This is a genomic window from Nocardia sp. NPDC058519 (genome assembly GCF_042719755.1).
In the GTDB taxonomy this organism is placed as follows: Bacteria; Actinomycetota; Actinomycetes; order Mycobacteriales; family Mycobacteriaceae; genus Nocardia.
In genome coordinates this window covers 198,776-223,609 of record NZ_JBHXNK010000003.1, presented here as the reverse complement: position 1 = coordinate 223,609, position 24,834 = coordinate 198,776, and the positions used below count along the sequence as shown (strand labels likewise).

At 69.4% G+C, this 24,834-nt stretch carries 1 protein-coding gene (running past one end of the window); it reads right to left on the bottom strand.

What is annotated here, in order from left to right:
• Positions 1 to 24,712 carry the 5' portion of a non-ribosomal peptide synthase/polyketide synthase gene (locus ACFWPK_RS05440; RefSeq protein ID WP_378913336.1) on the bottom strand. Its footprint begins 19,025 nt before the window's first position, so 24,712 of the gene's 43,737 nt are visible here — the first part of the coding sequence; the start codon lies at positions 24,710 to 24,712; its stop codon lies off the left edge, out of view.
• Positions 24,713 to 24,834 lie beyond the last annotated feature (122 nt).

Here is a 24,834-nt window from a genome sequence, read left to right as displayed (position 1 = left end):
GCAGGGCCGAACCCCAGAACGAGATCTGCTGGGCGATCACCGATTTCGCGTCGTCCTCGTCACCGAGCACGGCGCGCTGCCACAGCGCGAAGTCGGCGTACTGGACTTCCAGCGGACGCCAGGCCGGTTCGGCGCCTTCCACGCGGGCGCTGTAGGCGGTCATCACGTCGCGGGTGAGCGGGCCCATGGAGAAGCCGTCGGCCGAGATGTGGTGCACGACAAGGGCGAGCACGTGTTCGGTGGGGCTCACCTCGAACAGCGCGGCGCGGAACGGCACCTCGGCGGTGACGTCGAACGCGGTGCGTACCAGCTCCGAAAGCCGTTGCGGCAGGTCGGTGGCGGTGGTCTCGATCGGCGCCAGGTCGGGGATGACCTTGCCGGTCGGGACGATCACCTGGTAGCCGGCGCCGGCCACCTCCGGGTAGTAGCTGCGCAGCGACTCGTGGCGGGCGAGCACGTCGGCCACGGCCACCTGCAACGCCTGGCGGTCGAGCAGGCCCGACAGCCGGACGGCGGCGGGGATGTTGTCCACCGCGGACTCGGGGTCGAAGCGGTTGAGGAACCACATGCGCTGCTGGGCCAGCGACAGCGGCACCCGCTCGGGGCGCTGCTGCGGCACCAGCGGCGCGCGACGTTCGGCACCGGAGTGCGTCTCGGCGCGGGCGGCCAGCCCGGCGACGGTGGAAGCCTCGAACAGCTCGCGCACACCGATATCGGTGTCAAGCGCGGCCGACAGGCGTGCGGCGACCTGGGTCGCGGTCAGCGAGTTGCCGCCGAGGGCGAAGAAGTCGTCGTCGAGGCCGACCCGGTCGAGGCCGAGCACACCGGCGAAGGTCGCGGCGATGATCTCCTCGACCGGCGTGGTCGGGGCGCGGAATACCGCGGCCTCGAACACCGGTGCGGGCAGCGCCTTGCGGTCGAGCTTGCCGGAGGCGTTGAGCGGGAACTCGTCGAGGACGATGATCACCGCGGGCACCATGTAGGCGGGCAGGTTGCTGCCCAGTTCCTCGCGGGTGTCCTCGATGTCGACGGTGCGGCCGGTCGCCGGGATGACGTAGGCAACCAGCTGATCGCCGGTGTGCTGATCGCCACGAACGACGACCACGGACTGGGCCACCTCGTCGAGCCCGGTCAGCGCGGACTCGATCTCGCCGAGCTCGATGCGCAGACCACGCAGCTTCACCTGGAAGTCGGTGCGGCCCAGGTACTCCAGCTCGCCCTGTTCGGTCCAGGCGACGAGGTCACCGGTGCGGTACATGCGCTCGCCGTCGTCACCGAACGGGTCGGCGACGAAACGGTCGGCGGTCAGGTCGGGGCGGGCGACGTAGCCGCGCGCCAGCTGGGTACCCGCGAGGTAGAGCTCACCCGCGACGCCGACCGGGACGGGGCGCAGGCGCGCGTCGAGGACGTAGACCTGGGTGTTGAAGACCGGGGCGCCGATCGGGACCGTGTCCACATCGGTGTCGACGACCTCGTGGAAGGTGACGTCGACCGCGGCCTCGGTGGGGCCGTACAGGTTGTGCAGCGCGGCACCGGTCAGCTCACGCAAACGGTGAGCGGGCTTGGGCGGCAACGCTTCACCGGAGGCGAACACCATCCGCAGCGACTCGCAACGCGCGGCATCGGCATCGGCGACGAACACCGCGAGCATCGACGGCACGAAGTGCGTGACGGTGACACCCTCGACGCGAATGATCTCCGCGAGGTAGGCCGGATCGCGATGGCCGTCGGGCTTGGCGACAACCAGCTTCGCGCCGATCTGCAAGGGCCAGAAGAACTCCCACACCGAGACGTCGAACGTGGCGGGCGTCTTCTGCAGCACGACGTCGGCTTCGGTCAGGCCGTACGCGGCCTGCATCCACACGAGACGGTTGACGATCGCACCATGGCTGACCGCCACACCCTTCGGGCGACCCGTCGAACCCGACGTGAAGATCACATACGCCGTGTTCTCCGGACGCAACCCGACGATCCGCTGGGCATCGGTGACGCGGGTGTCGGCGTAGCCGTCCAAGTCGAGCAGATCGATGCGGACCTGTGCGGTATCGAGCTCCAGATCGGTGCCCGAGGTGAGCACACAGACCGGATCCGCTGTCGCCAGAATGTATTCCGTGCGCTCGGCCGGATGATCGGGATCGAGCGGCACGTACGCGCCACCGGCCACGCTCACCGCGTACATGCCGACGACCAGGTCGATCGATCGGCGCATGCCGAGTGCCACGTAGGTTTCCGGGCCGACGCCGCGGTCGATCAGCCAGCGCGACAGGCGGTAGACGCGCTGGGCGAACTCGGCGTAGGTCAGACTCGTGCCCTCGAAGGACAGCGCCGTGGCCTGCGGGGTCCGCGCCAGCTGGGCCTCGAACATCGAGACGAGGGTGGCCCGCTGGTCGACCTCGTGTGCGGTGGCGTTCCACTCGCGGACGACGAGTTCGCGTTCGGCGGCATCGAGCAGCTCGATATCGCCCACTGCGACAGCCGGTTCCGTGGTGATCGCGGTGAGCACCCGGATCAGGCGTTCGGCGATGCGGTGCACGGTGGCCGCGTCGAACAGGGCGCTCAGGTAACCGGCGCGGATGCGCAGCCGGGTGTCGAGCTGGGCGATCAGCGACAGCGGGTAGTGCGTGGCATCGGCGGCGTCGAGGCCGGTGACGGCCATGCCGTCGATATCGGCGGCCTGGGCCTTGATGCCCTCGGCGTCGACCGGGTAGGACTCGAAGACCACGAGGGAGTCGAACAGGCCACCGATGCCGGCCGCGGACTGGATCTCGGCGAGGCCGATGTAGTGGTGGTCGAGCAGGTCGGCCTGCTCGCCCTGGGTGCGGGTGAGCACGTCGCGCACCGATTCGGCGGCGCCGAACCGCACGCGCACCGGGACGGTGTTGATGAACAGGCCGACCATGGATTCCACGCCGGACAGCTGCGCGGGACGGCCGGAGACGGTGGTGCCGAAGAGCACGTCGTCGCGGCCGGTCATCCGGCCGAGCACGATCGACCAGGCCACCTGCAAGACGGTGTTCGGGGTGACGCCGAGGTCGGCGGCCAGCGCCACGAGTCGCGCCGTGGCCGGCTCGTCGAGGTCGAACAGGTACTCGTCGGACAACGCGGCGATCTCGCGGCTCGCGTCGGGACGGGCCAGCATGGTCGGCTCGGTGACGCCACGCAGCGCGTGGGACCAGGCTTCTACCGAGACCGAATGATCCTGGCGCGCAACCCATTCCAGGAAGTGGCGGTACGAGCGGACGGCGGGCAGCGCGCTCGCGTCGCCGTGCAGGGCGTAGAGAGCGAGCAGGTCACGCATGACCAGTGGCGTCGACCAGCCGTCGAGCAGAATGTGGTGGTTGGACACCACGAAGCGCCACTCGTGTTCGGCGATCCGGATCAGCGTGAAGCGGATCAGCGGCGGGTCGGCCAGGTCGAAACGGGCGGTGCGGTCGGCTTCGACGAGGTCGGCGTATTCGCCGGTCTCGATGCGATCGTGTTCGGTCCACGCCACGCGAGTGGTGTCGAGGACGACCTGCACGGCATTGCCGTCGTGGTCGGTGACGAACGCGGTGCGCAGGGTTTCGTGGCGGTCGAGCAACGCCTGGGCGGCGGCGCGCAGACGGGTGGCGTCGACGCGGCCGGTGAGGGTGAGGACGGCTTGGGCGGTGTAGACGTCGACCGAGGTGGCGGCGAGGCGGGCGTGGAAGAACAGGCCTGCCTGCAGCGCTGCGAGGGGCCACACCTGGGTCAGCTCGGGGTAGCGCTTCTCCCAGGTGTCGATATCGCGCTGGGTGGAGCGCACGAGGGCGAAGTCGGACGGCGTGTGGCCGCCCGCGTCGGCCGAATTGGCGTGCCGGGCAACGGCTTCCAGCGCGGTGATCCACAGGTCCGCGAATTCGCGGACTTCGGCCTCGGCGAGCAGGGTGCTCGGGTAGCCGATATTGGCGCTGAGCTTGTCGCCGACGACGATCGCGTTGACGTCGAGCGGCGCCATCGCGGGCATGTCGGCGTCGTAGGCGCCGCCGAGGGCAGCCAGTTCGGGTGCGGGGATCCAGCCGAAGCCGCGCAGGGCGTCGGGGACATCGCTGTCGGCGACGCGGCCGAGGTAGTTGAAGCTGATCTGGCCGGGGAGCTGCGTGGGCAGTTCGGCGGCGGTCTCGGCGTTCATGTACCGCAGCAGGCCGTAACCGATGCCCTTGTCTGGCACCGAGAGCAGCTGTTCCTTGACCGCCTTGACGGCCTGTCCCAGCGCCGGACCACCGGCGAGCGCGGCGTCGATGTCGATGCCCGCGAGGTCGAGGCGGACCGGGAAGATGGCGGTGAACCAGCCGACGGTGCGGGACAGGTCGGCGCCGGGCGCGACCTCTTCCTCGCGACCGTGGCCTTCGAGGCGCACGAGCAGTGCGTCGTTGTCCGAGTCGGCGCGGCGGCCGTTGCCGAGTGCGCCGGGTCCGGTGCGGGTGGAGCGCCACTTGGCGGCGGCCAGCGCGAGTGCGGTGAGCAAGCCGTCGTTGACGCCACCGTGGAACAGGGCGGGGACCGTGGTGAGCAGGGCCTTGGTGACCTCGGCGGACACTTCGACCGGCAGCTTCTCGATCACGCCGGAGACGTCGACCGCCGGGTCCATCGCCCGCGCGGTGAGCAGCGGGTCGGGGGTGGCGACGACCTCACGCCAGAAGTCGAGCTCGGCGGCGCGTTCGGTGGTGCGTGCCTCGTCGGCCAGCGCGTGCGCCCAGGCCCGCATGGAGGTCGCGGGGGCGACCAGTTCCGGCTGTTGACCGGCGGAGAGCTGACCCCACGCGGCGACGAAGTCGGGCACGAGGATGCGCCAGGACACACCGTCGACCACGAGGTGGTGCGCGACGACGATCAATCGACCCGCACGTGCCGCGGACCGAGTGGCCGTGGCCGAGTCGGAATCCGCGACGGGCTCCAGCCACACGAAGCGCACGACGACGCCGTTGGCCGGGTCGAGCCGATCCAGGCTGGCATCGAGTGCGGCGGTGGCGATTTCGACCAGCTCGGCGTCGGAGACGGCGGGGTCGAAGGTGGTGTGGTCGATGAGCGCGGTGGCGTCGACCGTGCCGGTGGGGGCGGTGTCGACGACCCAGCGGCCGTCGACCTGGTGCAGGCGCGAGCGCAGCATGTCGTGGCGGTCGATGACCGCGCCGACGGTGGCGGCGATGCCCGCGCGGTCGATACCGACCGGCAGTTCCAGTGCCATGGTCTGGTTGAACCGGTTGAACGACCCGGCCCGCTCGGCCATGAACCGCACGACCGGGGTCAGCGGCATCTCGCCGACGCCACCGCCGGGCAGCTCGGCCAGGGTGATCGCGGAAGCCGCTGCCACATCGGCGGTTTCGGCGACCGAGGCCAGCCCGGCGACGGTGCGCTGTTCGAAGACGTTGCGCGGGGAGAACAGCACGCCGCGAGCCTTGGCGCGGGAGACGAGCTGGATGGAGACGATCGAGTCACCGCCCAGGGCGAAGAACGAATCGTCCACGCCCACGCGCTCCACACCGAGGACCTCGGCGAAGACCTCGGCGATGGTCTGCTCGATCGGATTGCGCGCGGCACGGAAGGTGACCTCGGTGGCGAAGACCGGCTCCGGCAACGCTTTTCGGTCGAGCTTGCCGACGGGGGTCAGCGGCACATGGTCGATGACCATGATCGACGAGGGCACCATGTACGCGGGCAGACGTTCCTCGACGTGCGCGGTCAGCGCGGCGACATCGATCGGATGGCCCGGTACGGCAACCACATACGCGACCAGCGAGACAGCGCCCGCGGTGCTCTTGTGGCCGACGGTGGTCGCGAAGTCGACGGTCTCGTGCGAGGCGAGGGCGGTGTCGATCTCGCCCAGTTCGATACGGAAGCCGCGGATCTTGACCTGGAAGTCGGAGCGGCCGACGTACTCGACCGTGCGATCGGCGGTCCAGCGCACGACGTCGCCGGTGCGGTACAGCCGCTCACCCGGGACGAACGGGTCGGCGACGAACCGGTCTGCGGTGAGCCCGGCGCGGGCGTGGTAGCCGCGGGCCAGCTGGATGCCCGACAGGTAGAGCTCACCCGCGACACCCACCGGAACGGGCTGGAGCTGGGCGTCCAGGATCAGCGAACGCATGCCGCGAGTCGGGCCACCGATGGTGACCAGCTCGCCCGGCACCAGCGCGGCGCTGATGTTGGTCATGATCGTGGTCTCGGTGGGACCGTAACCGTTGTGGAAGGCACGAGTCGTGCCGTCCGCCAAGGGAACTGCCCACTTCGACACCAGATCGGCGGGCACCGCTTCGCCACCGGCGACCAGCACGCGCAGCGAGTCGAGGCCGCTGGGATCGAAGGTCGCCAGGGCGGCAGGAGTGATGAAGGCGTGGGTGACCCGCTCGGTGCGGATCAGCTCGGACAGCTCGTCGCCGCCGTAGACGCCCGGCGGGACCACGACCAGCGCGCCACCACGGGCCAGGGCCAGCAGCAGTTCGAGGATCGAGGCGTCGAACGAGGGCGAGGCGAAATGCAGTGCGCGCGTTTCGGTGTCGAGGGCATAGCGCTCGGCCTGCTCCTCGCCGAAGTTCGCGAGACCGGCGTGGGTGACGACGACGCCCTTGGGCACGCCGGTGGAGCCGGAGGTGTAGATGACGTAGGCGGGCTGCTCGGGCGTGGTCACCCGCACGAGCTCGTCGTCGGTGATCGGGCCGCCGTCGAAGCGCGCGAGGTCGAGCTCATCGAGCACGAGCCAACCGGCCGCGGGTGTGTCCGTGGCCGACCCGTCGAACGTCGCCTCGGACTCCTGCGGCCAGGCCGACGTGGATGCGATGTCGGGCAGTCCACCCAGCACCGACGCGACGGTGATGCCCAGCGGCGAACCGGAGTCGGTGACCATGTGGGCGATGCGGTCGGCGGGGTAGGTCGGGTCGACCGGGACGAAGGCCGCGCCGGTCTTGGCGACCGCCCACGCTGCCAGCACCGAGTCGGCCGAGCGGGGGACGCCGATCGCGACGAGATCCTCGGCGCCGATCCCCTCGGCGATCAGCAAGCGCGCCAGGCGGTTCGAGCGTTCGTCGAGTTCGGCGTAGGAGACACTCGTCCCCTGGAACACCACGGCGGGGCCGGTCGGGTTCTGCGCGACGGCCTCGGACAGCAGGGCGCGCAGGGTGCGGGCGGGTACCGGCGGTTCGCCGACCCGGAACACCAGGTCAGCCCGCTCGGCGGCATCGAGGACGTCGATCGCGCCGACCGTGATCGAGGCATCGGCGGCGATCGCTTCGAGCACTCGCTGCCAGCGCACGGCGATGCCGGCGACGGTGTCCTCATCGAACAGTTCGGTGGCGTAGTTCAGTGCCAGTGCCATGCCGCCGTGGCCGGGTTCACCCAGCTCGGAGAGGGTGAACTGCAGGTCGAAGCGGGCAACGCTCTCGTCGAGGTCGAGCGCCGACACTGCCAGGCCCGGCAGTTCGAGGGTGGTGCGGTCCAGGTTCTGGAAGGCCAGCATCACCTGGAACAGCGGGTTGCGCGACTGCGACCGCTCGGGAGCCAGGAGTTCCACCAGGCGCTCGAACGGGACATCGGCGTTGCCGAAGGCATCGAGGTCGGTCGTACGCGCTTGTTCCAGCAGGTCGGTGAAGGACTCGGCCGGGCGCACGCCGGTGCGCAGGACCAGGGTGTTGACGAACATGCCGACCAGGTCGTCGAGCGCCTGCTCACCACGGCCCGCGATGGGAGTGCCGATGGCGATGTCGTCGGAACCGGACAGGCGGGCCAGCAGCACCGCGAGGGCGGTGTGCATGACCATGAACAGCGAGGCGCCCTGACGACGGGCGACCTCGTCGAGCTTGGCGATCAGCTCGGGCGAGAGCTCGCGGTGCACGGTGGCGCCGTGGTGCGACGCGATGGCCGGGCGGGCGCGGTCGAACGGCAGGGTCAGCTCGTCCGGGACACCCGCGAGCTGGGACTGCCAGTAACCGACCTGGCGCGACATCAGCGATTCGGTGTCGTCCTCGGTGCCGAGCACGGCGCGCTGCCAGATCGCGAAATCGGCGTACTGCACCGGCAGCGGTGCCCAGCCGGGGGCGGTGCCCTGGGCGCGGGCGGTGTAGGCGCGCATCACATCGCGGGTCAGCGGCGCGATGGAGAAGCCGTCGGCTGCGATGTGGTGCACGACCACGACCAACACGTGCTCGACGGATGCGTTGCCGTCGGATCCGGCCACCCGGAACAGACGTGCGCGCATCGGAACCTGTTCGGCCACATCGAAACCGGTGGAGACGAACTCGGTGACGGTCTCGAACAGCTCGTCCCGATCGATGGCGACCGGGCGCAAGTCCAGCGAAATACGTTCCGCCGCAACGATCTGCTGCACCGGTGTGCCGCCGTGCTCGGGGTAGCGGGTGCGCAGCGACTCGTGCCTGCGGACCAGATCGGCCAGCGCCAAAGACAGTGCCTCGGTGTCGAGTTCGCCGGTGAGGCGGATCGCGACGGGCAGGTTGTAGGCGGCCGAGGTGGTGTCGTACTTGTTGAGGAACCACATGCGCTGCTGCGCGAACGACAGCGGAACCAGTTCACCTTCGGCCCGGTCACGGGCGACCAGTGCCGCACGGGCGGTGCCGCCGGTGTGCGATTCCACCCGTGCCGCGAGGGCTTCCACGGTGGAGGCTTCGAACAGCGCGCGCACCGGCACCGTGGCGCCGAGCGCCGCACCGATGCGGGCCACGACGCGGGTGGCGATGAGCGAGTTGCCGCCGAGGTCGAAGAAGTCGTCGTCCACACCGACCCGGTCGAGGCCGAGCACATCGGCGAAGACCGCGGCGACGGTTTCCTGCACCGGGGTGACCGGTGCGCGGAAGGCCCGCGCCTGCACCGCGGGGGCGGGCAGCGCACGGCGATCCAGCTTGCCGTTGACGGTCAGCGGGATCCACTCGAGGCGAACGAGCGCCGCGGGAACCATGTAGGCGGGCAGCTGTTCGGCCGCGCCGCTGCGGATGGTCTCGAGGTCGGGTTCGAGGTCGCCCTCGGCGACCACGTAGGCGACGATCCGCTGGTCGCCCGGCTGATCCTCACGCACGATGACCGCGGCCTGGGCGATACCCGGCTGCGCGAGCACGGCCGCTTCGATCTCACCGAGTTCGATGCGGAAACCGCGGACCTTCACCTGATCGTCGGCGCGGCCCAGGTATTCGAGTTCACCGAAGCGGTTCCAGCGCGCGAGGTCGCCGGAGCGGTACAGGCGCGAGCCGCCCTGGTTCGGGCCGGCAAGGGGGTTGGCGACGAAACGGGTGGCGGTCAGGTCGGGGCGGCCGAGGTAGCCGCGCGCCAACTGCGGTCCGGCGACATACATTTCGCCCGCGACACCCACCGGCACGGGACGCAACCGGTTGTCGAGGACGTACACGCCAAGACCCGCGATGGCCCGGCCGACCACCGAACCGGCAGCGGCGGCAATGGTTTTCGCGTCCAGCGCACGGAACGAAACGTGCACCGTGGTCTCGGTGATGCCGTACATGTTCACCAGCGTCGGCGAGCTGTCACCGTGGCGCGCGACCCAATCCGACAGACGACGCAGCTCGAGTGCCTCGCCACCGAACACGACGTAGCGCAGCGCGAGTGGTTCCAGACCGGGTCCGGCATTGCGGTCGGCCTCGGCCAGTTGGTAGAAGGCCGACGGCGTCTGGTTGAGCACCGTCACCTGTTCGACGCGCAGCAGTTCCAGGAACTGCTCGGGCGAACGGGACGTGTAGTAGTCGACGACGATCAGCGAGCCACCGAACAGCAGCGGGCCCCACAGCTCCCACACCGAGAAGTCGAAGGCGTAGGAGTGGAACAGCGTCCACACATCGCGCGGGCCGAAGCCGAAGTCGCGGTCGGTGTTGGCGAACAGCCGCACCACATTGCGGTGCGCGACCGCGACACCCTTGGGGCGGCCGGTCGAGCCGGAGGTGTAGATGACGTAGGCGACATTGTCCGGCGAGAGCGGGGCGATCCGGTCGGCGTCGGTGATCGGCGCGTCGTCGGCGTCTTCGATATTGCCGGTTTCCACAGCGAATCCGTCGAGCACCACCGAGGGCAGGTGCTCTGGCACGCTCACCTGGACCGTGGAATCGAGGACGACGCTGGTGGGGCGCGAGTCCTCGAGCACGTAGGCGATGCGCTCGGCCGGGTACGTCGGGTCGACCGGCACGTAACCGGCACCGGTCTTGACCACGGCGAGCAGCGCGACGACGAGATCGAGCGAGCGCGGCAGGATCACCGCGACCAGCGATTCCGGGCCTGCGCCGTCGTCGATCAGCCTGCGCGCCAGCACATTCGCGCGGCGATCGAGTTCGGCGTAGGTCAGCGACTCGACACCGAACTTGGCGGCGATGCGGTCCGGATAGGCGGCGGCCGCGGCGTCGAACAGGTCGACCAGGGTCGTGTGCTTGTTGCCGAACAGGCCGCGCCGGTAGCCGGCGGGGGTGCTGGCGTCGTGGATGACCGGCAGACCGATGGCGTCGACACCGGAGGACACCCAGCGCTGGGCGACATCGCGCTGTTCGGCCTCACCGAGCAGGTCGATATCGCCGACGATCACGTCGGGGTTCTCGGCGACGCTGCGCAGGATGCGTACCAGGCGGTCACCGAAAGCGGCGACGGTTTCGACGTCGAACAGATCGGTGGCGTAGTTCCACGACAGCGCCAGGGAGCCGTCGGCGGCTTCGCCCACGGTCAGCTGTACGTCGAATTTCGCGGTGCCCGGGTCGAAGTCGACGACGGACAGGTCGAGGCCGGGCAGTGCGATGGTGCCGGTGTCGGCGGCGGTGGCCGCTTCGAAGGTGAGCGCCACCTGGAACAGCGGGTGGTGCGCCTGCGAACGGGTGGGGCTGAGCACGTCGACGAGGCGCTCGAAGGGCACATCGGCATTGGCGAAGGCGGACAGGTCGACCTTGCGGATCTGGTCGAGCAGGTCGCTGAAGCTCGCGCTGGAGTCGACCTCGCTGCGCAGCACCAGGGTGTTGACGAACATGCCGACCAGGTCGTCGAGCGTGCGCTCGCCACGACCGGCGATGGGCGTGCCGATGGCGATGTCGGTGCTGTTGGACAGGCGCGCGGCCCAGGTGGCCAGTGCCGCGTGTATCACCATGAACAGGGTGACGCCACGGGCGCGGGCGATCTCGGTCAGCGCGTGGTGCAGGTGCGCGTCGACCGAGAAGCGTTGCAGGTCACCGGCATTGGTGGCGACCTCGGGGCGCGGACGGTCGGCGGGCAGTTCGAGCTGATCGGGCAGGTCGCGCAGTTGCTCGGTCCAGTAGGTGAGCTGGCTCGCGGCGACCGACTCGGGATCGGACTCCGCACCGAGGACCTCACGCTGCCACAGGGTGTAGTCGGCGTACTGGACTTCCAGCGGCGACCAGGCGGGGATCTCACCGCGGGTGCGTTCGGTGTAGGCGATGACGACATCGCGCAGCAGCGGACGCAGCGAGAATCCGTCACCGCTGATGTGGTGCATGACCAGCACGGCCACGTGGCTACGGTCGTCGACGCGCAGCAGGCTCGCGCGGAACGGTACTTCGCGGGTGACGTCGAAGTGCACGCTCGCCAGCTCGATTACGCGCGCGACCACGTCGCTCGCGGCGACCGGCTGGGCGGACAGTGCGAAGCGGACCTCGTCGGCGGGCAGGACCTGCTGGTAGCCGGCGCCTTCCTCCACCGCGCCCGAGGCGATGTCGGATGCCGGGTAGAAGGTGCGCAGCGACTCGTGCCGGGCCACCACATCGGCGATGGCCGCTTCGAGGGCGGCGACATCGAGGTCACCGGTGAGGCGGATCGCGACGGGGATGTTGTTGACCGCGGTGCGGTTGTCGAAGCGGTTGAGGAACCACATCCGCTGCTGGGCCTGCGACAGCGGCACCAGCTCGGGACGCGGGCGCGGGGCGAGCGGGATGCGTCCACCACGACCGGTGTGCGTTTCCACGCGCGCCGCCAGCGCGGCCACGGTCGAGGCCTCGAACAGCGCGCGCAGTGGCACCTGGGTGTCGAGCGCCTCGGACAGCCGCGCCGCGACCCTGGTGGCGACCAGCGAGTTGCCGCCGAGTTCGAAGAAGTCGTCGTCGAGGCCGACCTGACCGGCACCGAGCACCTCGGCGAAGGTCCCGGCGACGATCTGCTGTACCGGGGTGACCGGCGCCTGGAAGGTGCGCGCGGCGAACACCGGCGCGGGCAGCGCCTTGCGGTCGAGCTTGCCGGAGGCGTTGAGCGGGAACGCGTTCAGCACCACGTACGCGGCGGGCACCATGTAGACGGGCAGCGCGGTGCCGAGGGTGTCCTTGACCGCGTCGGTGTCGATGGTGACGCCGGTTTGCGGAATGACGTAGGCGACCAGCTGATCGCCGGTGTGCTCGTCGGCGCGGACCACGACCACCGACTGGGCGATCTCCGGCAGCGCGGTGAGCGCCGACTCGATCTCGCCGAGCTCGATACGCAGACCACGCAACTTCACCTGGAAGTCGGTGCGGCCCAGGTATTCCAGCTCGCCGTCCGCCGTCCAGGTGACGAGGTCACCGGTGCGGTACATGCGCTCGCCGGGCGCGAACGGGTCGGCGACGAAGCGGTCCATCGTCAGGTCGGCGCGACCGACATAACCGTGGGCCAGCTGCACGCCCGCGAGGTAGAGCTCACCCGCGACACCCACCGGAACGGGTCGCAGCCGCGAATCCAGCACGTACAGGCGGGTATTGAACACCGGTGCGCCGATCGGCACGGTCTCGGTGTCGGCGTCGGTGACCTCGTGATAGGTCACGTCGACCGCGGCTTCGGTGGGGCCGTAGAGGTTGTGCAGTGCGGCGCCGGTCAATTCGCGCAGGCGCTGCGCGGTCGGTGCGGGCAGACCCTCACCGGAGGCGAACACATTGCGCAGCGAGACGCATTCGGCGGCAAGCGGTTCGGTGACGAACACGGCCATCATCGACGGCACGAAGTGCACGGTGGTGACCTGTTCGGCCACGATCAGGCGGGCGAGGTAGGCCGGGTCGCGGTGGCCGTCCGGCTTGGCGACGACCAGTCGCGCGCCGACCTGCAAGGGCCAGAAGAACTCCCACACCGACACGTCGAAGGTGGCGGGGGTCTTCTGCAGCACCACGTCGTCGGCGGCGAGGCCGTAGGCGGCGTGCATCCACACCAGGCGGTTGACGATCGCCGCGTGGCTGACCGCGACACCCTTGGGTCGACCGGTCGAACCGGAGGTGAAGATGACGTAGGCGGTGTTGTCCGAGCGCAGCGGGCGATGCCGATCGGCATCGGTGACCGGCGCGGCGGAGTGGCCGGACAGGTCGAGCTGGTCGATGCGCACCTCGCGACCGGCGGCCGCGGGCAGGCTCTCGCCGGAAGTCAGCACGCAGACCGGTTGCGCGGTCTCGAGAATGTGCTCGATGCGCTCGGCCGGGTGGTCGGGGTCGAGGGGCACGTACGCGCCACCGGCCGCGGACACGGCATACATGCCGACCAGCAGGTCGATCGAGCGCCGCATACCGAGGGCCACATACGATTCCGGGCCCACACCGGCGTCCTTGAGCCAACGCGCCAGCTGACGCACCCGCACCGCGAACTCGGAGTAGGACAGACTCGTCCCCTCGAACGTGAGCGCGATCGCGTCGGGGGTCCGCGCGACCTGGGCCTCGAACAAGGCGTTGAGAGTGGCCGGATCGTCGTCGCTCGGCGTGCTCAACGCGGCGTCGACGGCGAATTCGGTGTCGTTCCAGCGATCGAGCACCAAGGCACGCTCGGCGGAGTCGAGCAGCTCGATGTCACCGACGGGGGCCGAGGGGTCGACCACGACGGCCGTGAGCACGCGCAGCAGGCGAGCACCGAAGGTCGCGGCGAAACCGGCGTCGAAAAGGTCTGTCGCGTAGACGAGTTCGGCGTCCATATGGCTGTCGTCGTCGGCCGGGACCTCGCTGAGCGCGAGCTGCAGGTCGAACTTGGCCATGTGCTGGTCGATGCCGAGCTCGGAGACCGTGAGGCCGGGCAGTTCCAGGGTGGTGCGGCCCAGGTTCTGGAACGAGAGCATCACCTGGAACAGCGGGTGCCGCGACTGCGAGCGTGCCGGGTTGAGCACCTCGACGAGGCGCTCGAACGGCACGTCGGCGTGCGCGAAGGCGGCCAGGTCGTGTTCGCGGACCTGACCGAGCAGCTCGGTGAAGGTCGCGCCGGGGTCGACCTGGGCGCGCAACACCAGGGTGTTGACGAACATGCCGACCAGATCGTCGAGTGCCTGCTGGCCACGGCCCGCGACCGGGGTGCCGATGGCGATGTCGGAGGTGCCCGACAAGCGCGACAGCAACACGGCGAAAGCGCTGTGCACCACCATGAACAGGGTGGTGCTGTGCTCGTGGGCGACCCGGTTCAGTGCCTCGACGAGCTCGCCCGGCAGTTCGAAGCGGTGCGTGCCCGCCTGATAGCTGGCCTGGGCGGGCCGCGACTTGTGGCCCAGGCGCAGTTCGTCGGGCAGGTCGGCCAGCGCGCCGCGCCAGTGCTCGAGCTGTTCGGAGATCAGCGAGGTGGGATCGGTTTCGTCGCCGAGGATTTCGCGCTGCCAGAGCGCGTAGTCGACGTACTGCACCTCCAGCGGTGGCCAGCCGGGTTCGGTGCTCGCGGTGCGGGCGACGTAGGCCGTCATCAGGTCGCGCACCAGCGGGCGCAGCGAGAAACCGTCGGCGGCGATGTGGTGGACCACCATCACCAGCACGTGCTCGCGTTCGCTGAGCTCGTAGACCCGAAGGCGCACAGGCGCGTTCGCGGTGACATCGAAACCGCGGCGGGCGAACTCGTAGAGCGAGGTCGCCATATCGGTCTCGTCGGCCTCCATCAGCTCGACGTCCGGGATCGAGCCAGCGGCGGCGAGGACCTTCTGGTAGGCGGTGCCGTCCGCCATGGTGGCGCGCCCCGACTCGGGTGCCACGTACACGGGGTAGACCGTGCGCAGGGTTTCGTGGCGGGCGACCACGTCGGCGACCGCGCCGCGCAGGGCGGGCAGGTCGAGCAGGCCCTGCAGGCGGACCGCGACCGGGATGTTGTAGGTGCCGGTATCGGCGATGTCGAAGCGGTTCAGGAACCACATGCGCTGCTGCGCGAGCGAGAGCGGCGGATGCTCGGGGCGCTGACGGGCCGTGAGCTCGGCGCGCAGACCGGTGCCCGCGTGCGATTCCACGCGGGCGGCCAACGCACCGACCGTGGGCGCCTCGAACAGGGTGCGCACGCCGACCTCGGCGTCGAGCGCCTTGCTCAGGCGGGCCGCGACCTGGGTGGCGACCAGGGAGTTGCCGCCGAGGGCGAAGAAGTCGTCGTCCACGCCGACGCGCTCGGCGCCGAGCAGGTCGGCGAAGATCTCGGCGACGATCTCCTCGATCGGGGTCGAGGGCGCACGGAACATCTTCGCTTCGAACACGGGCGCGGGCAGCGCCTTACGGTCGAGCTTGCCGGACGCGTTGAGCGGGAAGGCATCGAGCACGACCAGGGCCGAGGGCACCATGTAGGTGGGCAGCTCGGCGGTGATGCCCGCCTTCACGGCGGCCACGTCGACGGTCGTCTCCGCCTCCGGCACAACGTAACCGACGAGCTGGTCACCGGCGTGCGCGTCGGAGCGCACGACCACGACCGACTGCGCGACACCCGGCTGGGCCAGCAGGGTCGCCTCGATCTCGCCGAGTTCGATGCGCAGACCGCGCAGCTTCACCTGGAAGTCGGTGCGGCCCAGGTAGTTCAGCTCGCCGTACGAGAGACCGTCACCATCGGACACCGCGGTCCAGGTGACGAGGTCACCGGTGCGGTACATGCGCGAACCGGCCGCGCCGTACGGGTTGGCGACGAAACGGTCGGCGGTCAGGTCGGCCCGGTTGAGATAGCCGACGGCCAGCTGATCGCCCGCCAGATAGAGCTCTCCCGCGACACCGGGGGCCACGGGGTGCAGCCGGGAATCCAGCACGAACACCCTGGTGTTCCACACCGGGCGGCCGATCGGCACGGACTCCACATCGGCGTCGACGACCTCGTGATAGGTCACGTCGACCGCGGCCTCGGTGGGGCCGTACAGGTTGTGCAGGCGGGCACCGGTGAGCTCGCGCAGGCGCTGCGCGGTGGGCGCGGGCAGCGCCTCACCGGAGGCGAACACCTGACGCAGGCGCACCGCGTCACCGTTGCCGTTGCTGCCGAGGGTCGAGACGAACACCGACAGCATCGAGGGCACGAAGTGTGCGGTGGTGATGTGGCGCTCGGCGATGATCTGGGCCAGGTACACCGGGTCGCGGTGGCCGTCGGGCTTGGCCACGACCAGGCGGGCGCCGGTCTGCAAGGGCCAGAAGAACTCCCACACCGACACGTCGAAGGTGGCCGGGGTCTTCTGCAGGACGGCGTCGGCGACATCGATCGGGTACTCGTGCTGCATCCACAGCAGCCGGTTGATGATCGCGGCGTGGTCGACCGCCACACCCTTGGGGCGCCCGGTCGAGCCGGAGGTGAAGATCACGTAGGCCGTGTTGGTGGCCCGCAGCGGTCGCACGCGTTCGGCATCGGTGATCGGGGCACCGCTGAAGTCGGCGGGCGAGAAGATGTTCTCGACCGCGGCCACGGTGACGCCGTCGGCTTCGAACGAGTCGCGACGGCTGGTGAGCACCAGTCGCGGCTGCGCGGTCTCGAGGATATGGCCGATGCGGTCGGCGGGCTGATCCGGATCCAGCGGCACGTAGGCGGCGCCGGTCTGCAGCACCGCGTACATGGCGACGACCAGCTCGGTGGAGCGCCGGATCGCCAGTGCCACCTGGTCACCGGGGCCGATGCCGTCGGCGATCAAGCGGCGGGCGATGCGGTTGGCCCGCTCCTGCAGCTCGCGGTAGGACAGTTCTTCCTGCTCGAAGACCAGGGCGATGGCGTCCGGGGTCCGCTCGACCTGCGCGTCGAACAGCGACACCAGCGTGCCGTGCGGGACCGCGTGCGCGGTGTCGTTCCAGTCGACGAGAACCTGCGCGTGCTCCTCGGGCGCGAGCAGATCGATATCGCCGACGAACACCTCGGGATCGGCGACGACCGCGGCGAAGATGTTGTCGAGCCTGCGGGCGAACGCGGCGACCGTCGATTCCTCGAAAAGGTCGAGCGCGTAGGAGAACTCGGCCGCCATGCCGCCGGCTTCGCCGTTGGTGTCCTGCACCTCGGTGAGCGTGAGCTGCAGGTCGAACTTGGCCAGCTGGGGGTCGTAATCGATACCGCTGACCGCGAGGCCCGGCAGCTGGAGCGAGGCCTGCTTGTTGTTCTGGAACGACAGCATCACCTGGAACAGCGGGTGGCGTGCCTGCGAACGGGCCGGGTTGAGCACCTCGACCAGGCGCTCGAACGGCACGTCGGCGTGTGCGAAGGCCTGCAGGTCGGTCTCGCGGGCCTGGGCGAGCAGGGTGGCGAACGGGGTCGCGCCGTCCACCTTCGAGCGCAGCACCAGGGTGTTGACGAACATGCCGACCAGGTCGTCGAGCGCCTGATCGCCACGGCCCGCGACCGGCGTACCGATCGCGATGTCACTGGTGCCGCTGGCACGGGCCAGCAGCACCGCGAGGGCGCTGTGCATGACCATGAACAGCGAGGCGTTGTAGCGGCGGCCCAATTCGACCAGGGCGCGCTGGGTTTCGCTCGCGATGACGAAGCTGTAGGTGCCGCCCCGGTAGGACGCGGCAGGCGGGCGCGGGTGATCGGCCGGGAGTACCAGCTCGTCGGGCAGGTCGGCGAGTTCTTTCGCCCAGTAGGCGATCTCGGAGGAGATCAACGACTGCGGATCGTCCTCGGAGCCGAGGACCTCACGCTGCCAGAGCGAGTAATCGGCGTACTGGACCGGCAGTTCGGCCCAGGTCGGCGCTTCCCACGAGGTGCGGGCCGCGTAGGCCATGATCACATCGCGCGAGAGCGGTGCCATCGACCAGCCGTCGGCGGAGATGTGGTGCACCACCATGCCGAGCACGTACTCGGACTCGGAAACCTCGAAAAGCCGTGCGTGCAGCGGTACTTCGCTGGTCACATCGAACGCCATCGACGCCAGATCGATCAGGTGATCGATGAGGTTGTCCTCGGTGACCCGGTACGGGGTGAGGTCGGGGACGATCTGCGCGGCATCGAGGACCACCTGGACCGGGCCGGTGCCGGAATCAGGGAACACCGTGCGCAGCGACTCGTGCCGGTCGATGACATCGATGACCGCCACCTGCAGCGCGGCCACATCGAGGTCACCGGACAGCCGGATCGCGACGGGGATGTTGTTGACCGCCGAGGCGGTGTCGAACCGGTTGAGGAACCACATGCGCTGCTGCGCCAGCGACAGCGGCACCAGGTCGGGCCGTTCGCGGGCGACCAGAGCCTTGCGGGCGCCGTCACCGGCCTGGGACTCCACGCGGGCGGCCAGCGCCGCCACCGTGGGCGCCTCGAACAGCATGCGGACCGGGACACGGGTATCGAGGGCGATACCGATGCGGGAGGCGACCTGGGTGGCGATCAGCGAGTTGCCGCCCAGTTCGAAGAAGTCGTCCTCGACACCGACGCGCGACAGCTCGAGCACATCGGCGAAGATCTGCGCGACGATCTGCTCGATCGGGGTGGTGGGCGCACGGAACTCGCGCACCTCGAACACCGGCGCGGGCAGCGCGCGACGGTCGAGCTTGCCGTTGACGGTCAGCGGGACCGCGGCGAGCACCATGATCGACGAGGGCACCATGTACGCGGGCAGACGCTGCGCGACGTGGTCGGTCAGTTCGGCGATATCGATCGAACTGCCGGGCACCGCGACGACATAGGACACCAGCGAGGTGCTGCCGCCCTTGTTCTTGTGGCCGATGCTCACCGCGAAGTCGACGGTCTCGTGCGAGGCGAGCGCGGAGTCGATCTCGCCCAGTTCGATCCGGAAACCGCGGACCTTCACCTGGAAGTCGGAGCGGCCGACGTATTCCACATTGCGATCGGCGGTCCAGCGCACCACGTCACCGGTGCGGTACATCCGCTCGCCGGGGGCGTACGGGTTGGCGACGAACCTGTCGGCGGTCAGCGAGGCGCGCGCGTGGTAGCCACGCGCCATACCGACGCCACCGATGTATAGCTCACCCGCGACACCGACCGGCACGGGGCGCAGGCGGTCATCGAGGATCAGGGTGTGGACGCCGCGGATGGGGCCACCGATGACGACCCGCTCCCCCGGGATCAGCCCTTCGCTGAGGTTGGACGCGATGGTGGTTTCGGTGGGTCCGTAGACATTGCCGAGCATGCGCCGCGAACCGTTGGGCAGGCGTACCGCCCACTTGGCGACCAGTTCCGGCGGGACCGCTTCACCACCGGCGGCGAGCACCCGCAGGTGATCGAGGCCGCGGGCGTCGAAGGTGGCCAGCGCGGCGGGGGTCACGAACGCGTGGGTGACCTGTTCGGTGATGAGGATGTCGCGCAGTTCCTCACCGCCGTAAACGCCCGGCGGGACGACGACGAGCGTGCCGCCGCGACCAATGGCGAGCAGCATTTCCAGCACCGACGCGTCGAACGAGGGCGAGGCGAAATGCAGTGCGCGCGTGGTGGAGTCGAGCGAATACAGGTCGATCTGCTCGGCACAGAAGTTCGCGACGCTGGCATGGGTGACCACGACGCCCTTGGGCACACCGGTGGAGCCGGAGGTGTAGATCAGGTACGCGGGCTGCGCGGGATCGGTCTGGCGGACGAGTTCGCGCGGGGCCAGCGGGGCATCGGAGATGCCGGTGAGGTCGATGTCGTCGACCACGAGCCAGCGCACCGAATCCGGGAGCTCATCGGCTTCACCGGTGACCGTGATACCCACGGACACACCGGCATCGGTGATCATGTGGGCGATGCGGTCGGCCGGGTAGTTCGGGTCGACGGGCACGAACGCGGCACCGGTCTTGGCGACCGACCACACCGCGAGCACCGACTCCAGCGAACGCGGCACGGCGACGGCGACGAAGTCCTCGGCGCCGAGACCCTGCTGGATCAGCAAGCGCGCCAGCTGGTTCGAGCGGCGATCTAGGTCGCCGTAGGAGACAGCTGTCCCCTCGAACACCACGGCGGTCGACTCGGTGTCGCGGGCGGCCTGGGCGATCAGCTGCGGCAGCGTGCGAGCCACCGCGGCGGGAGCGCCGAAACGGGTGACCAGGTCGGTGCGTTCGGCATCGTCGAGCACATCGATCGCGCCGACGGTGACGGCCGGGTCGGCCAGAATCGCGTCGAGCACGCGGCGCCAGCGCAGCAGCAGCTCTTCGACGGTCGACTGATCGAACAGGTCGATGGCATAGGTGAGCACGCCGGTCATGCCCGACAGCGAGCCGGTGCCGGTGCGCTCCTCGGTGAGCGTCCACTGCAGATCGAACTTGGCCATGTCGACCTCGACCTCGTCGGCCGTGACCGTGAGACCGGGCAGCTCCAGGGTGCCGTGCGACATCTCCTGGAACGACAGCACCACCTGGAACAGCGGGTGCCTGGCCTGGGAGCGCGACGGGTTGAGCACGTCGACGAGCCGCTCGAACGGCACATCCGCGTTGGCGAACGCGCTCAGGTCGGTTTCGCGTGTGCGGGTGAGGAATTCGGTGAACGGCTGAGTGGGGTCGACGTCGGAACGCAACACCAGGGTGTTGACGAACATGCCGATCAGGTCATCCAGCGCCTGCTCACCGCGGCCCGCGATGGGGGTGCCGACGGCGATGTCGGTGGTGCCCGACAGGCGCGCGAGCAGCACCGCGAGGGAGGCGTGCACGACCATGAACAGGGTGACGCCGTTGGCGCGAGCCACCGCGGCGAGCTGCTCGTGGGTGTCGGCGTCGATCTCGAAACCGACGCGCGCGCCACGGAAGCTCTGCTGCTGCGGGCGCGGGCGGTCGCTGGGCAGGTCGAGCTGGTCGGGCAGGCCTTCCAGCGCCCGCTGCCAGTAGTCGAGCTGACGCGCGGCCATCGAGGTCGGGTCGGATTCGGCACCGAGCAGTTCGTGCTGCCACAGCGTGTAGTCGCGGTACTGGACGGGCAGCGGCAGCCAGGCCGGGGCCACGCCCGCGGCGCGGGCCAGGTAGGCGGTGGCGACGTCGCGGGCCAGCGGACCGAAGGAGAAACCGTCGGCCGCGATGTGGTGGACCACGAAGGCGACCGCGTATTCCGGTGTGCCGTTGGTGGTTCCGCCGACGACCTTGAAGATCTGCACCCGGATCGGCAGTTCGAGGGTCACGTCGAAGCCGGTGGAGGCGAAGTCGATCAGCTCGTCGCGCAGCCGCGACTGGTCGATCGGGGTCACCGCGATGCCGAGATCGAATTCGTCGGCGCCGAGCACCTGCTGGAAGCCGCCGTCGGCGTCGGGGAAGATCGTGCGCAGCGATTCCTGGCGCACCACAACATCATTGAGCGCGGCGATCAGGGCGTCGACCTCGACGCGACCCTTCATCTGCACCACGAAGGGCAGGTTGTAGGTGGGCGCGGTCGGGTCGAACTGGTTGATGAACCACATCCGCTGCTGGGCCAGCGACAACGGCACCTGCTCGGGATGCGGCTGCGCGACCAGCGGCGGACGCATGGCCGCTGAAACATCGGCGGGCGTAGCGGATTCGGCACGCGAGGCGAGTCCGGCCACCGTCGGGGTCTCGAACAGCGCGCGCACACCCAGCTGGATGCCGAACGCGGCACCGATGCGGGCGACGACCTGGGTGGCGACCAGCGAGTTGCCGCCGAGTTCGAAGAAGTTGTCGTCGGCGCCGACCCGTTCCTGGCTCAGCACGTCGGCGAAGATGCCCGCCACGATCTGCTCGGCCGGGGTGCGCGGTGCGCGGAAATCGCCTGCGGCAGCACTGAACACGGGCTCTGGCAGGGCCTTGCGGTCCAGCTTGCCCGAGGTGTTGAGCGGGAACGCGGCGAGCACCATGATCGACGCGGGCACCATGTAGGCGGGCAGCTTCTCGGACACGAAGCGGGTCAGCGTCGCCGGATCGGCGGACTGGCCCGGCGCGGGCACAATGTAGGCCACGAGCTGCTGGCCGGTCGCGGTGTCGACCACCAGGACCGCGGCCTGACTGACACTCGGGTGCGCGAGCAGGTCGGTTTCGATCTCGCCGAGCTCGATGCGCTGACCGCGGAACTTCACCTGGAAGTCGGTGCGGCCGATGTACTCCAGGACGCCGTCGGCGTTCCAGCGCACCAGGTCGCCGGTGCGGTACATGCGCTCGCCGGGGGCGCCGACGGGGTTGGCGACGAAGCGGTCCGAGGTCAGGTCGGGGCGGCCGCGGTAGCAGCGGGCCAGCTGACGACCGGCCAGATACAACTCACCCGGTGCGCCGATCGCGGCCGGGCGCAGCCGCGAATCCAGTACGTAGACTTCGACATTCCACTCGGGGATACCGATCGGCACCTGCGTGGTGTCGGCTTCGGTGGCCTCCCAGTAGGTGACCGAGACCGCTGCTTCGGTGGGGCCGTAGAGGTTGTGCAGGCCGGCATCGGAGATCGCGCGCAGACCCGCGGCGGTCTCGGGAGGCAGTGCCTCACCGATGACGAAAACCGCACGCAGCGTTGCGCATTGAGCCTGCGTCGCGTGGGAGACGAACACGGTCAGCATGGACGGGACGAAGTCCGTCACGGTGACGCCGTGACGCTGGATCATGTCCGCGACATACAGCGGGTCGCGGTGGCCGTCGGGGCTCGCGATGACCAGTTTCGCGCCGACCATCAGGGGCAGGAAATAGCCCCACAGCGACACGTCGAAGGTGGTGGCGGTCTTCTGCAGGTAGACGTCGTCGGCGGTCAACCGGTACTCGTCGAGCATCCACAGCTCTTGGTTGACGATCGCGTGGTGGGTGACCGCGACGCCCTTGGGGCGGCCGGTGGAACCCGAGGTGTAGATGACGTAGGCGGTGTTGTCCGGGCGCAGCGGGGACAGCCGGTCGGCATCGGTGACAGGTGTGGCGTCGAAACCGGTCGTGTCGAGTCGATCGATCTCGACGCGGGCGACAGTTTCCGGGAGATCGAGGTCGTCACCGGCGGTGGTCAGAACGCAGACCGGTGCCGCGGACTCGAGGATGTAGGCGGTGCGGTCGGCCGGATGATCCGGGTCGATCGGCACATACGCGCCACCGGCCCTGAGCACGGCGTGCATGCCGATCACGAGGTCGAGCGAGCGGCGCATGCCGAGCGCTACGAGGGATTCCGGGCCGACGCCGTCGGCGATCAGGAAGCGGGCAAGACGGTTCACCTTCGCGCCGAATTCGGCGTAGGTGAGGGTCTCGCCCTCGAAGTCGAGGGCGATGCTGTCGGGGGTGAGCGGGATCTGCGCGTCGAGCAGCGCGGGCAGCGTGGTCGCGGGGACCTCGTGCGCCGCGTCGTTCCACTCGGTCAGCGAGCGTTCCAGTTCCGCGGTGCCGGTGACCGGCAGATTCCACACCGGTAGCTCGGCGTCGGCGGCGAGGAACCGGTCGAAGAACTCGAGGAACCGGCCGTGATGGGTTTGCGCGTCGGCCGCCGAGTACAGGTTCGGGTTGGTCTCGAAGTCGATGTGGGAGCGGGTGCCACCGTGCGACTGATAGAAGTTGACGCCCAGGTCCTCGATGCTGCCCGTGGACAGCACGTTGAGCGTGCCCTCCATGTCACCGAAGCTCAGGTGGTTGTCGAACAGCATGATGTTGACCCACGGGCCGAAGAACTCCGTGGAGACCATGCCCTCGCCCGCCGAGTCGCGGCGGATGTCCTCGTGGCGGTAGCGCTGGTGGCGCAGGGCGCCGGAGACCTCGGTGGTCACCGAGCGCAGCAGCTGCGCGACGGTGGTGTCGTGGCCGACGCGCAGGCGCAGCGGGACGATATTGGAGGTCACACCGCCGGAGCGACGCATCACCGCGGTGGTGCGGGCGGTGACCGGGAGGCTGAGGATGACGTCTTCGGTGCCGGTGATCTGGGCCAGGTAGGCGGCGAAGCCGGCGATCAGCAGCGGTGCCGCGGTGCTGTCGTGGCGGGCTATCGCGGCGGTGAGCCGCTCGTCCTGAGCGGGGCTCAGGGCCGCGCTGGTGACGTCGTTGACCGGCGAGGGCGGGGCCGAGCGACCGGTGAGGCTGCTGCCCTCCTCCAGACCCGCTACCCGCTGGGCCCAGTGCTCTTTGTCGGACTGGAAACGGGTGCTGTCGCGGTAGACGAGCTCGGACTCGTAGAGCGCGCGCAGATCGGTGGCTTTGTTCGGCGGCGCCGGGGTGCCGGTGACCGCCGCGGTATAGAGCTGCGCCGTGCGGTTGACGAAGTTGTTGGCGCCGAAACCGTCGAGCACGATGTGGTGGACGCGGGCATACCAGTACCAGCGGTCATCGCTGAGCTGGATCGCGGCGGCCTGGACCAGGCGGTCACGAACGATGTCGAGCGGGCGGCTGTACTCGGCGCGCATCCATGCGGCGGCGGCCGCTTCGGGGTCTGCCTCGCCACGCACATCGACATAGATCAGCGTCGCGTCCTGGGTGGGATCGACGGTCTGCATCGGCTCACCGTCGATCTCGACGATGCGCAGCCAGCCCGATTCGAGGTCGGTGGCCGCGTCGGCGCTCGCGCGCTCGAGCACGCCGACATCGAGGCGTCCACGCAGGTCGACGTACTGGGCGATATTGATCGGCACCTGTGGGTCGACGTGCTGCGCGTACCAGATACCCAGCTGTGCGGGCGAGAGCGGGAAGTACTCCGAAGAGTCTCCACGTCCGTCACCAGTTTCGCCGTTTCCGCCGAAATCCAGCCGGTCCAACCCAAACCTCGCTTCCGGAACACCTGGGTAGGCGCTCCCCGACGACACCGGAACGCGAGCGCCCACCAAATTTCCAGCGGGGCGCCCGCGTCTCGGGTTCAGTTCTCGAATCAATCAGGCAA